Source organism: Pseudoalteromonas aliena, assembly GCF_038155085.1.
Classification (GTDB): domain Bacteria; phylum Pseudomonadota; class Gammaproteobacteria; order Enterobacterales; family Alteromonadaceae; genus Pseudoalteromonas; species Pseudoalteromonas aliena_A.
On record NZ_JBAKAU010000009.1, the window covers coordinates 138,871 to 152,861 of the forward strand.

Consider the following 13,991-nt stretch of genomic DNA (forward strand, 5'->3'; position numbering starts at 1 on the left):
GTCTTTTTTTGCAATAACTAATAATTTTTAATTAAAAAAGTGCTTATGCTTGGAAAGAAAAAATCAAACAATCAGGTCTTAATCGATATGGCAGAGAAACAAAAGCGTTATGAAGCCTTGGTCCACGTTTACAATAAAGAGCTTTATCGCTTTGCTTATTGGTTATGCCGTGATCCGCACATAGCAGATGATTTAGTACAGGAAACGTTTTTACGCGCATGGCGTTCACTCGACTCTTTACTTGATCAAAAGGCAGCTAAACCCTGGCTGCTTACTATATTACGAAGAGAAAACGCACGCCGATTTGAACGTAAACAGTTTGATTACAGCGACGTAGAAAACGATACGCTTGTTGATGAAACCAGCCATTCATTAGACGATGAAATGGAACAAACGGTAATTCAACGCCAGATTGCACTGCTATCTGATGAATACCGAGAGCCATTATTATTGCAAGTTGTAATGGGCTGCTCTGGTGAAGAGATTGCAGGCATACTTAATTTAAATAAAAACACGGTAATGACTCGTTTATACCGTGCCCGAAATCAACTTAAAGAGGCTTTAAGCCGTGATGATGAACAACTTAAAGGGGCATCAAAATAATGGATGAACTTGAGTTTCGTCGCCGCACTATTGCGCAGCCAAACGACATTGACAAGGAGCTTATGGAGTTTGCTGACAATAACCCAGAGCGACAAAGTTTTATTAACGATATGAAAGATTTTGATAAATTTATTCAAGATTCCTTAGATATACCTGTGCCTGTAAATCTTGCAGACCGCATTCTTTTAAACACATCGTTAAAAGAAAAAGCACTCCAAGAAGAGCAAGCAACAGGCAAAAATGTGGTTAATGCTCGATCGCGTTTTAAGTTTGATCGTATACATCTTGCGTTAGCAGCGTCTTTTGTAGTGGCGATTAGTGCCTTCTTTTTTAGTACAGAGCAAAATATTGCACACGAAGCAGGTGAGCATGCGCTTGCCCATGTGTACTACGAAATTAATGCGCTTGATAAAAAAGAGCCCATTAGCCTACAAAGCGTTAACGATAAGCTTGCAGTATTGGGTGGTCATCTTGATGAACTTCCTGGCGCTGTAACTTATGCTATGTTTTGTGATTTTAAAGGCGAAAAAGGACTGCATTTAATATTTGAGTCTGACTTTGGTCCAATGACGGTATTTATAGTGCCTTCTGAAAATAAATCATTTGGCTTTGGGGATGACACCTTCCGCGATGAGCGCTTTGAAGGTCACATTAACCGAGGCTCACAAGCTGATACTATTTTAGTGGCAAGCCTTGGAGCTCCTCTAGATACATATAACGAACGTGTTACTGGCGCAATTCGTTGGCTTTAAGATAAAACCGCTTAGTTTTTACTAAGCGGTTTTATCTATACTAAATATCGGCTGAAGCTTGCTTCAGCATCTAAAGTTTGGATTACTAGCAATATTTCAAGGTACTTTTTATCAATATATTTAGGCTTTTCGCCAAGTAGTTTTACCCGCTGAATCTTCGAGTATTACACCTAACACATTAAGCGCATCACGTGCTTCATCAGCAGCAGCCCAATCTTTACTCGCACGTGCTTCATTACGCTTTACTATTAAGGCTTCAATCGTCGCAACTTCATCATCATCTTGCCCACCTTGTAAAAAAGCCTCAGGTGCTTGTTGAGCAACCCCTAGCACTTCACCAAGGCTGCGTAGTATAAACGCTAACTTACCAGCTTGACCTGTATCAGTATCTTTAACGCGGTTTAACTCTTTAGCAAGTTCGAACAACACAGGTAGTGCTTCTGGTGTATTAAAGTCATCATTCATTGCTTTTCTAAACTTGGCAACAAACTCATTGCCTTCTAAATCGCATTCTACCGGCTCTACATCACGAAGCGCTGTGTAAATACGCTCAAGTGACGAACGTGCTTGATCTAAATTCTCTTGCGAGTAATTTAATTGGCTGCGGTAATGACCCGATATTAAAAAGTAACGAACAGATTCAGCATCGTAAGCTTTTAATACTTCACGTACAGTAAAAAAGTTATCTAAAGATTTAGACATTTTTTCTTTGTTAACTTGCACCATACCTGTGTGGATCCACGTATTTACGTATTTACCATTATTTGCACAGCACGATTGAGCAATTTCGTTTTCATGATGTGGAAACTGTAAATCAGAACCACCACCATGAATATCAAAATGCTCACCTAGATGTTTTGAGCTCATTGCTGAACACTCTATGTGCCAACCAGGGCGCCCTTCTCCCCATGGAGATGACCAAGATGGCTCCCCTGCTTTGGCTTTTTTCCATAAAACAAAGTCAAGTGGGTCGTCTTTGTCTTGAGCCACCTCAACACGTGAGCCTGATTGAAGCATTGTTAAATCTTGCTGAGATAGCGCGCCATATTGCTCAAACGTTGAAACATCAAATAATACATCGCCATCAGACGCTACATACGCATGGCCTTTAGCAACTAAACGCTCAACCATTTCGATAATTTCATCCATGTGGCCTGTTACCGTTGGCTCAACATCTGGACGTAGCATGTTCAAACTATCGAAGTCTTCATGCATTGCTTTGGTCATACGAAGTGTTAAATCGTTTATTGACTCGCCGTTTTCATTTGCACGTTTAATTATTTTATCGTCAACATCGGTAATATTGCGTACGTATTTTAAATCGTAGCCAATATGGCGAAGGTAGCGGACTATTACGTCAAACCCAACAAATGTACGCGCATGACCTATGTGACAGTAATCATAAATGGTGATACCACACACATACATGTCGATTTTTCCTTCGACCATAGGTTTAAATTGTTCTTTTTGTCGCGTGAGTGTGTTGTATATTTGTACCATTTAGTTGGTGTCCTTCACTGTTATCAAGAAAATGTATGTTACCACTTGCAAAGCATGGGCTCTAGCGCTTTGTTAATCTTGGCTAACTAAGATAAAATAGCGCGACTATTTAAACCAGATATAGGAAACCTCATGGTTGTTCTACACACAAACTTTGGTGACATCACCATTAAAATGCACGAAGCGGAAGCACCAAACACAGTTAAAAACTTTTTAGAGTATGCAAATGCTGGTTTTTACAACGGTACAATTTTTCACCGTGTAATTGATGGCTTTATGGTTCAAGGCGGTGGTTTCGTGCCAGGTATGGAACAAAAAGACGTTAACGATCCGATTCAAAACGAAGCTAACAACGGCCTATCTAACAAAGTAGGTACTTTAGCAATGGCACGTACTCCTGATCCTCATTCAGCTACTGCACAGTTTTTTATTAACGTTAACAACAACGATTTTTTAAACCACAGCAGCGAAACATCACAAGGCTGGGGTTACTGTGTGTTTGCTGAAGTAGTTGAAGGCATGGACATTGTAGAAAAAATTAAAGGTGTAGCGACAGGTAGCAACGGTTTTCACCAAGACGTACCTCTTGAAGACGTGATCATCGAAAGCGTTACTGTAAGCTAATATTACGTTTACCCACGTAGTGTGGAGTATCAGCGGGTGTTTATGCAATAGACATACGCCCGCTTTATTTATATCGAAAAGACATCCCTATGACTCGTAAGACATACTTTATTGCTGATTTACATTTAAGTGAAAACAGACCTGATATTAGCGCTGCTTTTTTTAAATTTTTAGAATCTAACATTCTAAATCAAGACGTTGATGCGCTTTATATTTTAGGTGACTTTTTTGAAGTATGGGTAGGTGATGACTACGTCACTGAACTTGCAGGCGACGTAGCTAAGCATTTAAAAGCTGTGAGTAATGCAGGAACACCAGTCTATTTTATACATGGCAACCGCGACTTTATTATGCGAGAGCAATATGCAAAGTTAGCTGGTATGACACTTTTAAGCGAACAGGCCGTGATTGATTTATACGGGACACCGACCGTTATTTTACATGGCGATGAAATGTGTACTCAAGATACTGAATATCAAACATTCCGTAAAAAAAGTAGAGGTTGGTGGTGGCCTAAACTTATGCTAGCTATGCCGCTTTGGTATAGAAAAAAAATCGCTCGCAACGCACGTGAAAAAAGCAAATTAAGCCAAGCCGACAAGCCAATAGAAATTTTAGATGTTGTAGAAGATGCCGTTCTAGAAACGTTTAAAAAGCATAATGTGAGCAACATGATACACGGCCATACACATCGCCCTAACGTCCATACATATACGAAAAATCGGGAAACACTTACGCGCACTGTATTAGGCGACTGGTACACACAGGGCTCATATTTACAGGTTACACCAATATCACAGCAGTTAATTAATACACTTCTTTAGACTCTAAATTAAATTTAGATTGGTACACCACTATGAAACTTGAAATCATTATCTGGAGATTGAATTAAATCCGCCTCAATTCTACCAAAAATATTAATACGCTCTGTAATATCAAAATCAGCAATTTCTTGTGCGAGCATTAAATAATCTTGATAATGACGCGCTTCTGAACGCAATAACGATATATAAAAGTCACCTAAGCGTTTATCTACATGCGGTGCCAGTTTTGCAAAACGCTCACATGAGCGCGCCTCAATGTAAGCGCCTACAATTAATTTATCAATAAGGGCATTTGGCTCAAACGTTTTAACATGACGAAGCATACCTTTTGCATAACGACATGGTGTAATGCTTTGGTACTCTACACCATACTCGTCCATAATTTCGAGCACTTGATAAAAGTGATGCAGCTCTTCTTTTATCAGCAACACCATTTTATCAATTAGATCTTGTCCATATGGCGAATTAGATTTGGGAATTATTGATTTAGTTAGCTTATTTTTAGCCGCGAGATCACGCCAATTTCCTTCACGCTTATAAATGAGCGTTTCAAATGGCTTTAGCCATTCTAGTAAGGCGTCACTGCCCTCTTTATCAACAGCGTATTTACGTATTAAAAACATCGCACTTTGAGCCGCTTTCAACTCACAAATTAAGTGATCAATTAAAATAACTGATAAGTTCTCTTTTTTAATTGCCTGCTCCACCCACTGCTGTGGGGTTGTACACACTAAAAAGTTATTGATCGGCTCTAAAAGTTGGCTATGTGGCACGTTGACTGCTCATTATTAAATAAATTTGATATGCCATTATTTTAACACGAAATTTTGCTTGGGATAAATCAAACCCCTAACCTGCGTAAAAAGGTTAATAGTTAGTTAACTTGACTTTACAAAGTAAGTGAACCATAACTGTACATAGGCTGTATAAAAATAAACCAACCAAAACAGTAATACGTCCTTTTATGGAGTAAGCACTATGATACTAAATCACCTCTGGGGCATTTATGCTCACCCACTTGAAGAGTGGCAAACAATAGATAATCGCCATGAAAGTTTAACCTATAGCTTGTCGCATATTTTGCTGATTGCTTTATTCCCTTCCATAATGGGCTACTACTCATCTGTTTATTTAGGATGGAGTATAGGTGCTGGTGATCACGTATTTTTAACGCACGATAGTGCACTGCTAATTGCAGGTGCGATGTATTTTGCTTTAATAGCAGGTGTATTTGCATTGGCGTATTTAGCCCATTGGATGGCCATTACATTTGGCTCTAAGCCTACATTTACACAAACACTTGAACTTGCAGCTTATACTGCAACACCTGTGTTTATGTCAGCCTTCGCTGCCTTTTGGCCTGTACTTTGGTTTGTAGTATGTATTGGAATTATTGCACTAGCGTACTCGGTCTACTTACTTTATACCGGCGTACCAATACTTATGCATATTCCCCAAGAGCGTGGCTTTATTTATGCCAGCTCGGTTGTAACGTGTGGATTAATATTACTGGTTATTATTTTAGCTGTAACAGCTATGCTTTGGACAAATGGGATTGTTAGCCCGATGTTTACTTAATATCAACCTGCATAAATCTTTAATCGATTTAACGAATTAAATTGCAGTGTAACGTCGTTAAATAGGCGCCATATATAATCAGATTGATATAAGAGTTGTGTTTGATAGGAATGTTCCCTTTCTTTCCTTCGCAAAAAAGGAGCTAATTAGCTCCTTTTTTTATATGTAACGACTTTTTATTAATTATCTATTAATCAGCCTCGTTTTCGTCTTGATTGTGTATTTCTAAACCTGAAGACATAGCACTTTCACGGGTGCTTTTTGCTGAATCGTTACGTAACTTATCAATACGATTTAAATAGTTTTGATCAATATCGCCTGTAATATATTGGCCATCAAATACTGAAGTTTCGAACTTAGTAATTTCAGGATTTTCTTGGCTAACCGCAGCAATTAAATCTTTTAACGATTGAAAAATTAAACCATCAGAACCAATGCTTGCATTAATATCCTCAACTTCACGTCCATGAGCAATCAGCTCAGCTGCTGAAGGCATATCAATACCATACACGTTAGGGAAGCGTATTTCAGGTGCTGCTGATGCAAAATAAACGTTTTTTGCGCCAGACTCTCGAGCCATTTCAACTATTTGTGCTGATGTTGTTCCACGCACAATTGAGTCATCAACAAGTAATACGTTTTTACCCTTAAACTCGCGATCAATTGCATTTAGCTTTTGACGCACTGATTTTTTGCGCATCTCTTGACCAGGCATGATAAACGTACGGCCAATATAACGGTTTTTAACAAAGCCTTGGCGGTATGGTAAATCAAGCACTCGTGCTATTTCTAATGCTACATCACATGATGTTTCTGGGATTGGGATAACTACATCAATGTCTTTATCTGCCCATTCACGTGCAATTTTTTCGCCTAGTTTAGTCCCCATGTTTACGCGTGTTGCGTAAACAGACATACGATCTATTGTTGAGTCAGGTCGAGCAAAATAAACGAATTCAAAAATACATGGCGAGTAAGAAGCCTTATCAGCACAACTAAGTGAATGGAACTCACCTTCTTCTGTGACATATATAGCTTCACCAGGTGCAACGTCACGTACAAACTCAAAACCATCCGGTTTTAACGCAACACTTTCTGAGGCAAACATGTACTCAGTACCTTTTTCGGTTTCACGTTTACCAAATACAAGTGGGCGAATACCATTAGGATCGCGAAAAGCAACAATGCCGTGGCCGATAATCATAGCTATAGTTGCATAACCACCGCTTACTTTATTGTTTACTTCAGTTACCGCAGTAAAAATATCTTCAGGGTCTAAATGCAACTTATCAGATTTGCTTAATTCATGTGCCATGATATTAAGTAAAATTTCAGAGTCTGATGTTGTATTAACGTGACGACGAGCTTCTGAAAATAACTGCTCCTTTAGCGCTTCAGCATTAGTAAGGTTGCCATTATGGGCAAGCGCTATACCGAATGGTGAGTTAACATAAAAAGGCTGTGCTTCAGATGAGCTTGAAGACCCTGCGGTAGGATAGCGCACATGGCCAATACCAATTGTACCTTGCAGTCGCTTCATATGACGGGTGTGAAATGCATCTTTCACAAGGCCATTTGCTTTGCGTAAGCTAAACGTATTGTTCTCTATGGTAATAATACCCGCGGCATCTTGACCACGGTGCTGCAAAACAGTTAAGCCATCATAAATCGCCTGATTGACAGGAGATGTTCCGACTATTCCAACGATACCACACATGTAATTTATCCTCGCCGATTAACGGTTTACTGAATTTAAAAAGCTCGAGTTGTTTTCTAGGTACGTAAAAAACCATTCAACAACAAAGCCAAATTCTGGAATCAAAATAGAGTTGCCCCACCAATGCGTGTTAGGTGCACCAGTAAAAGCATCAAGAAAGAAGAGTAACGCGCTCACGACCAACACGCCTCGTAGAGCACCAAACACAACGCCAAAAACACGGTCGGTACCCGATAAACCAGTACGATGTACAAGTTCACCTAAAATGTAGTTTAGTAAACCGCCTAACAGTAGCGTCGCAAAAAATAGTATGGCTATGGCCGCCGCATTTCTTAAAAGGGGTTCAGAAATGGTTGTTAGGAAGGAAGCTAAATATTGGTAAAATAAACTAGAGATGATAAAGGCGCCAGCCCATATCGCTAATGACATTGCTTCTTTTACAAAGCCGCGTATTAAACCGATGATGGTAGACAATACAATGATGCCAATAATGGCGTAATCAACCCAGATCATAAGAACCAATTAGTCGCTAATTTGGGGCGCATTCTATACCCAAACATTGTTAGTATGCAAGTTTAAACGGGAGATTACTGGGTTGTAGTGGACACAGAAAAATAGCATTTTGGAATAGTTACAGTAGGGTAAAGATCCAAATAAAAAAGGCTTATTTTACAAGCCTTTTTTAATTACTTTGTTACTTCATATTGAGTAACCTTACCATTTAATTTAGTAAGTTTTTTTAGCTTGAGGAGCTGTTTTTGTAGTTCATTTTTATCAAGCGAAGGGCCAACAAATACTTTAGTTAACGTCCCGTTTGGAGTTTTAATCGGTTTAGTAAACGTTTTAAACCCTTTAGCCTTTAATTTAGCCTGCAATGCTTTAACGTTTGCAACATGTGAGAAACTACCTAATTGAATAACATAAGCCATACTAGTTAGATTTTCATCACTTTTACGTGGTGCAATAGACTTTGGTTTGGCTTGAACAGGCGCTTTTGTAATTGGTGTAGCTTTCGGCTCTATAGTTGCTTCAACAACTTTATCTTCCAAAGCGTAATCACTCTCATCCATAGCGCTTTGCTGCTCAAAAGCTTCATCATCAGCTTGAATGTCTTCAATTTCATCTTGCTTTAGTGGCTCAGCATTAGCCATATTTTCATCAATTGATTCTTGAAGATCAATTGTTTTGAACTCAGGACGGTCTGGTATCGCTTTAAAGCCTTCTTTATAATGCACTTTTTCGCCATCGAGTATATTAGGGATAAACACAATTGCCGCGATCACCACTATACTTGTTCCGACTAAGCGATTAATAAAACTTGAGTTCACCGACATCCTCTCTATTTTTTAAAGTAATTAATAGCGCCAGCAACTGTAAAAAATGAACCAAATATAATCAACATAGTATCACTTTGTTGTTCTGGTAAAATTACATTCAGTGCCTGTGCCACACTATCATAGCTATTAATAATATTATGATGATGAGACAATACCTGCAGTGCATTTTGTAAATTACTTGCAGTGTCGCCTCTCGGGCCATTTAAGCTCGCTAATGACCACTCATCAACTAAGTGACTTACTTCTTTAAGTACACCAGATTTATCTTTATCAGCAAGCATAGCGGCTAATGCATGAATTTTAAAGCCTTTATCTTTATACCTTGATAACTTATTGGCTAAATAACGCGCCGACTCAGGGTTGTGTGCCACGTCGGTAAAGACTAAAGGCTCAATACTTAACTTTTGAAACCGCCCTTCGACAACTAAATTAGCTAAGCAACTTCGTATAATTGATTCACTAGGTAATAAGTTTAAAACACTTAGAGTAGTTAACGCAGTTGCTGCATTTTGACACGGTATTGCAGGTTTATCTATTTCAAGATTATGTTCTTTATATTGCCAGTTAAAGCTTTCAGCATTTTCTTTAAAAATAAAGTCACTACCCGACAGCGTCATATTGGCATGAATTTCTTTACCATAATCAGTCATTGTGTGAGGAATATTTAAATCCCCTATAATAGCGGGCGTATTTTCACGAAAAATACCGGCTTTATCATAAGCCACTAACTCACGGGTATCACCTAAGTACTCTTTATGGTCTAAGTCTATAGTGGTGATCACGCTTGCAAAGGGAGTGACTATATTTGTAGCGTCAAAGCGCCCACCTAAACCTACCTCTAGTAATACATAATCGACGTTACAGCGTTTAAAAATTGCCAACGCCCCCAAAGTACCATATTCAAAATAAGTCAGTGGAGTGTCTTTACGGCCTTGCTCAAGCTGGTGAAAAGCATCTATATGAAATTGGTCTGCTAATTCTTCCCCATTAACTCGTACACGCTCGTTATAACGAATTAAATGTGGAGATGCGTAAGTACCAACACTAAAACCTTGCGCTAGCAATAGCGACTCTAAGCAGCGTGCTGTTGTGCCCTTACCGTTTGTACCGGCAATAAGAATAATTTTACTTGGAGTGTTTAAAAGGCCAATATTGTTAGCAACATTAGCAACTCGTTCTAAGCCCATGGCAATGTTAGCTGGGTGAACACTTTCTAAATAAAAAAGCCAATCATCAAGGCTTGATGATTGGCTAGGAATTGTTTTTGTCATAGCGTGTAATCAGTAAAGCTAAAATTTACGCTACTCTATGCTCTTGTTCCGTAGAAGGCAAGTTCATAAATTTAGCTAAAATGCGTGCAAGGGTATCGCGCATTTCACGGCGGTCAATAATCATGTCAATTGCACCGTGTTCTAGCAAAAATTCACTACGCTGAAAACCTTCAGGTAATGTTTCGCGAACAGTTTGCTCAATAACACGAGGACCTGCAAAGCCAATTAACGCTTTAGGTTCTGCAACGTTAATATCGCCCAGCATAGCAAGTGATGCAGATACACCGCCCATTGTTGGGTCAGTCATTACTGAAATAAACGGAAGACCTTGTTCAGTCATTTTTGCAAGCGCAGCACTTGTTTTAGCCATTTGCATAAGCGACATAAGCGCTTCTTGCATGCGCGCGCCACCTGATGCAGAAAAACAGATAAGCGGCATGTTATGCTCTAAACATTGATCAACAGCATCAACAAAGCGAGCGCCTACAACAGAAGCCATTGACCCCCCCATAAATGAGAACTCAAATGCTACCGCTGCAACTGGGATGCCTTTTAATCGGCCTTTCATAGCTACAAGTGCATCTTTCTCACCACTTGCTTTTTGGGCTGCGCTGATACGATCAGAGTACTTTTTAGAATCTTTAAACTTAAGAATGTCTTTAGGTTCATGTTGTATACCAAGCTCTTGGCGATCACCTTCATCTAAAAAGTGCTCTAGGCGCTTACGGCCACTAACACGCATGTGGTGGCCACACTTAGGACATACATTTAATGACTTTTCTAATTCAGCCTTATATAAAATTGAATCACACGATGTGCACTTAGCCCAAACACCTTCTGGGATTTCTTTACGACCTGATGATTTTGTCGTTTTAGGTAAGATTTTTTCTAGCCAACTCATTTGCAACTCTCTTAATACTGTTCTGTGTCGCGAGCCTACCAATAGCAATTAGTAGACAAAATTTTTTCAATTAAAACATGAATTACACTAACGCGGTATAAAAAACTGGTCTTAGTAGTTAAAAGGGTTCATAAAAAAATACTAACGACAACCATAACTAAATTCCCGCGTCAGGTAAAAACAATGGACCTAAAGGCATTTTAGGAATATTAAATTCTTCAGGATAATCGACATCAACCAAGTATAAACCTGCAGCTTTAGCTGTAGCACTTGCTTTAGCACGCTCTTTATAATCAAGTAATTCTTTCAACCAAATAGGCTGCTGCTTATGTATGCCAATATCCATCAAGCTCCCAGTTATATTGCGTACCATGTGATGTAAAAACGCATTAGCCTTAATATCAATTATAACGTAACAACCTTGTCGCTGTACCGATAAATGATGAATAGTGCGAGTCGGTGTATTCGCTTGACAATGGATCGCACGAAAAGATGTAAAGTCGTGTGTCCCGATCAAATACTGACAGGCTTCCTGCATTTTAACTTCATCTAATGGGTGATGAAAATGCGTAACCCCTTCGCTTAACACTGCTCCTCGAAAAGGAGAGTTATAAATAATATAGCGGTATCGGCGAGCTGTTGCACTGAAACGAGCATGAAAATCGACAGCAACTGGTTGTGCAAAGCGAATAGCAATATCTTTAGGCAATAACGTATTCATACCCATTGTAAATGCAACCATGTCACGCGAAGCTTCAGTTTCAAAATGTATTATTTGACCTGTACCGTGCACACCCGCATCAGTTCGCCCTGCACATACTATTTCAACTGGGTGATTACAAATACGCGACAATGCCTTTTCTACTTCTTGTTGTACGCTATTTACATGTGATTGACGTTGCCACCCACTATAGCGTACGCCGTTGTATTCAACTCCAAGTGCTACTCGCATAATTACTGCTTTACCTACTGTGCTAATGAACACTGCATTTTATGCTATCTCTCGACGCAATAAAAGGAGGTCTGCTGTAATACCCTTTTTATTAAAAACATAACTATTTTAATGAATCAAATAACTTAATAATTCTGATATAAATTATTCTTTTATAACAATTACATACTATAACGTTCGCTTCATTAATGCGTTGTTTCCCTTATTATAATTAAACTGATTTCCATAAAAAACCCTTAATTAGAATAACTAATTAAGGGTTTTTAAATACGATTTTTTATTTTAGTTTCGCTTTTAAACTAAGTGCCTCTTCTTGAACTTCTTCAGGGCCTTTGTTAATGACATCCTCAATGACCTTAAGCGCAGAATCAAAATCATCAATTTCAATATAAGCACGCGCTAAATCTAGTTTAGCTGAGTAGCCACCACTTTCCGCATCAACATCGGTTGGGTTATCACCAGCAAGTAATGCATCAAACTCACTCAAACCAACATCCATATTAACGTCGTTGTATGGTTCGTGTTCAGATTCAGCCTCTTCACTTTCTTCTAGTAATGAATCTATATCTACAAACTCATCATTATCAAGTTGCTCAACATCACTAGTTCCAACAAGTGGCTCTTTTGTAGTTAATGAGTCATCTTCCTCTAAGTCTTCTTTTAACAAGCTGTCAAAATCGACATCAAATTCACTGCTATCCGTAGCACTTAATTCTTCTGGTTCTGCTAACTCACTAAGTAATGAATCAAAATCAGTTTGCGTCAAATTTGACATAAACTCTTCATCAAGTTCATCGTCAGAGCTAATATTAGTGCTACCTGCTTCATCTGAGTTTGTTAACTGTGCTTCGCGCTCTGCATTTGTTTGCTCTTGCAGTTCGTCTGATAACTCATCAGTTAGCGCTTGTTCTAAAGTATCTTCGTCAAACTCAACATCCAAGTCAGAAAAATCACTTTCAATTAAAATTTCATCGTCAAAATCGTCTTCTAGGCTATCTAAATCAGTATTTTCAGAAAGCGCACTTGCTAAACTCTGCTCAGCTTGACTGGTAGCGGTGCCCTGTGCCTCGCCGTCTAAATCATCTCCTTGCAATTCTTCGGGAGTAAATGACAACTCACTTTCTAGTGTTTCTTGAACTTCATCAAGGTTAAGAGGTTTGGTATTCTCTTCTATACTTACTGGCTCAACAGAATCAATTCCGTCATTAATTTCTTGCAGTAAATCATCATCAACCGACTTGTCTTCAGCTTCTAATTCAGAGAAGTCATTATCAATTAATAGTTCATCATCAAAATCATCTTCTAAGCTATCTAAGTTAGTATTTTCAGAAAGCGCATTTGCGAGATCTTTCTCAGTTTGACTAAGTGCTACTGCATTTTCATCACTCAGTGCATTTTCTTTGGGTTCTTGCGGCTCAAACGAAGGTTCATTCTCCAATAATGAATGATCATCATCTAATTCAAGTTCAGGATATTCATCTAACTCTTCACTTGGCGCTATAAGCTCGCTATCAGGCTGCTCTTCAATTTTGGTAATATCTGAGTCATCGCCGCCCGCTAACGGATCGTCACCAAGGTCTACTTCTATTTCCTCAAGATCGTCGTCAAGCTCATCTAAAGACCAATCTGGTGTTTCTATATAGTCATCATCCGTCGCTTGTTGTAGCTCATTTAAAAGCTCATCAACACTCTTTAGTGTATCGTCTGTATATTCTTCGAGCGTATCATCTGGATCAAGAAGCGAAGCTGATGTATCTGAAAAATCATTAACTGATTTATCTATAGGTTCAGGCTGTTCTTCAAGCCCAAGCTCTTCTTCAAGTTCTGGTTCGTCTGTAAGCTCAGGCTCTTCTATAAGCTCAGGCTCTTCTATAAGCTCAGGTTCGTCTGTAAGCTCAGGCTCTTCTATAAGCTCAGGCTCTTCTATAAGCT

14 protein-coding genes are annotated in these 13,991 nt (G+C 38.9%); 5 read left to right on the forward strand and 9 right to left on the reverse strand.

Annotated elements, in window-relative coordinates; genetic code table 11:
* The first annotated feature begins 45 nt into the window (after positions 1-45).
* On the forward strand, positions 46-603 hold the full coding sequence (locus V6260_RS10955; protein WP_032827217.1) for a sigma-70 family RNA polymerase sigma factor: 558 nt from the start codon (positions 46-48) through the stop codon (positions 601-603).
* On the forward strand, positions 603-1,355 hold the full coding sequence (locus V6260_RS10960; RefSeq protein WP_341594102.1) for a DUF3379 family protein: 753 nt from the start codon (positions 603-605) through the stop codon (positions 1,353-1,355). The genes V6260_RS10955 and V6260_RS10960 overlap by 1 nt, the downstream gene beginning before the upstream one ends.
* Positions 1,356-1,475: 120 nt before the next feature.
* Here the strand turns inward: V6260_RS10960 and cysS are convergent, their stop codons facing one another.
* A complete protein-coding gene (gene cysS, locus V6260_RS10965) occupies positions 1,476-2,855 on the reverse strand; it encodes a cysteine--tRNA ligase (protein ID WP_341594103.1) in 1,380 nt (459 codons plus the stop codon).
* A gap of 132 nt (positions 2,856-2,987) precedes the next feature.
* Between cysS and V6260_RS10970 the strand changes: the two genes are divergently transcribed.
* The gene (locus tag V6260_RS10970; RefSeq protein ID WP_058548414.1) at positions 2,988-3,479 is read left to right on the forward strand and encodes a peptidylprolyl isomerase; all 492 of its coding nucleotides are present in this window, start codon (positions 2,988-2,990) and stop codon (positions 3,477-3,479) included.
* Positions 3,480-3,568: 89 nt separating this feature from the next.
* Positions 3,569-4,303 carry a UDP-2,3-diacylglucosamine diphosphatase gene (locus V6260_RS10975; RefSeq protein WP_341594105.1) on the forward strand — a complete coding sequence of 245 codons (735 nt, stop codon included), beginning with the start codon at positions 3,569-3,571 and terminating at the stop codon, positions 4,301-4,303.
* A 14-nt stretch (positions 4,304-4,317) separates the two neighbouring features.
* Here V6260_RS10975 and miaE read toward each other — a convergent pair whose 3' ends face one another.
* Positions 4,318-5,076, reverse strand: a complete 759-nt coding sequence (miaE, locus tag V6260_RS10980) for a tRNA isopentenyl-2-thiomethyl-A-37 hydroxylase MiaE (protein WP_341594106.1) — start codon at positions 5,074-5,076, stop codon at positions 4,318-4,320.
* 205 nt (positions 5,077-5,281) lie between these two features.
* Between miaE and V6260_RS10985 the strand changes: the two genes are divergently transcribed.
* Entirely contained in the window at positions 5,282-5,881 is a 600-nt protein-coding gene (locus tag V6260_RS10985; RefSeq protein WP_341594107.1) for a Yip1 family protein, read from the forward strand.
* A 190-nt stretch (positions 5,882-6,071) separates the two neighbouring features.
* Here the strand turns inward: V6260_RS10985 and purF are convergent, their stop codons facing one another.
* From purF to V6260_RS11020, 7 genes are all read right to left on the reverse strand, one after another.
* Complete coding sequence (gene purF / locus V6260_RS10990) at positions 6,072-7,598, reverse strand: amidophosphoribosyltransferase (protein WP_341594108.1); 1,527 nt, start codon at positions 7,596-7,598, stop codon at positions 6,072-6,074.
* An 18-nt stretch (positions 7,599-7,616) separates the two neighbouring features.
* Entirely contained in the window at positions 7,617-8,111 is a 495-nt protein-coding gene (locus V6260_RS10995; protein ID WP_341594109.1) for a CvpA family protein, read from the reverse strand.
* Positions 8,112-8,284: 173 nt separating this feature from the next.
* Positions 8,285-8,926 carry an SPOR domain-containing protein gene (locus V6260_RS11000; protein WP_341594110.1) on the reverse strand — a complete coding sequence of 214 codons (642 nt, stop codon included), beginning with the start codon at positions 8,924-8,926 and terminating at the stop codon, positions 8,285-8,287.
* An 11-nt stretch (positions 8,927-8,937) separates the two neighbouring features.
* Positions 8,938-10,206: a bifunctional tetrahydrofolate synthase/dihydrofolate synthase gene (gene folC / locus V6260_RS11005; protein WP_341594111.1), complete on the reverse strand. Its 1,269-nt coding sequence runs from the start codon at positions 10,204-10,206 to the stop codon at positions 8,938-8,940.
* Between the two features lie 25 nt (positions 10,207-10,231).
* Positions 10,232-11,107 carry an acetyl-CoA carboxylase, carboxyltransferase subunit beta gene (gene accD, locus V6260_RS11010; RefSeq protein ID WP_341594112.1) on the reverse strand — a complete coding sequence of 292 codons (876 nt, stop codon included), beginning with the start codon at positions 11,105-11,107 and terminating at the stop codon, positions 10,232-10,234.
* 157 nt (positions 11,108-11,264) lie between these two features.
* Positions 11,265-12,059, reverse strand: a complete 795-nt coding sequence (gene truA / locus V6260_RS11015; RefSeq protein ID WP_341594116.1) for a tRNA pseudouridine(38-40) synthase TruA — start codon at positions 12,057-12,059, stop codon at positions 11,265-11,267.
* Positions 12,060-12,336: 277 nt separating this feature from the next.
* Positions 12,337-13,991, reverse strand: a 1,655-nt coding sequence (locus tag V6260_RS11020; RefSeq protein WP_341594113.1) for a FimV/HubP family polar landmark protein, incomplete at its 5' end; no start/stop codon positions are given.

Excerpts from the sequence above, each read along its gene's own strand:
- V6260_RS10955 (WP_032827217.1), top strand. The coding sequence starts at position 46 with ATGCTTGGAAAGAAAAAATCAAACAATCAGGTCTTAATCGATATGGCA.
- V6260_RS10960 (WP_341594102.1), top strand. The coding sequence starts at position 603 with ATGGATGAACTTGAGTTTCGTCGCCGCACTATTGCGCAGCCAAACGAC.
- cysS (WP_341594103.1), bottom strand. The coding sequence starts at position 2,855 with ATGGTACAAATATACAACACACTCACGCGACAAAAAGAACAATTTAAA.
- V6260_RS10970 (WP_058548414.1), top strand. The coding sequence starts at position 2,988 with ATGGTTGTTCTACACACAAACTTTGGTGACATCACCATTAAAATGCAC.
- V6260_RS10975 (WP_341594105.1), top strand. The coding sequence starts at position 3,569 with ATGACTCGTAAGACATACTTTATTGCTGATTTACATTTAAGTGAAAAC.
- V6260_RS10985 (WP_341594107.1), top strand. The coding sequence starts at position 5,282 with ATGATACTAAATCACCTCTGGGGCATTTATGCTCACCCACTTGAAGAG.
- purF (WP_341594108.1), bottom strand. The coding sequence starts at position 7,598 with ATGTGTGGTATCGTTGGAATAGTCGGAACATCTCCTGTCAATCAGGCG.
- V6260_RS10995 (WP_341594109.1), bottom strand. The coding sequence starts at position 8,111 with ATGATCTGGGTTGATTACGCCATTATTGGCATCATTGTATTGTCTACC.
- folC (WP_341594111.1), bottom strand. The coding sequence starts at position 10,206 with ATGACAAAAACAATTCCTAGCCAATCATCAAGCCTTGATGATTGGCTT.
- accD (WP_341594112.1), bottom strand. The coding sequence starts at position 11,107 with ATGAGTTGGCTAGAAAAAATCTTACCTAAAACGACAAAATCATCAGGT.
- truA (WP_341594116.1), bottom strand. The coding sequence starts at position 12,059 with ATGCGAGTAGCACTTGGAGTTGAATACAACGGCGTACGCTATAGTGGG.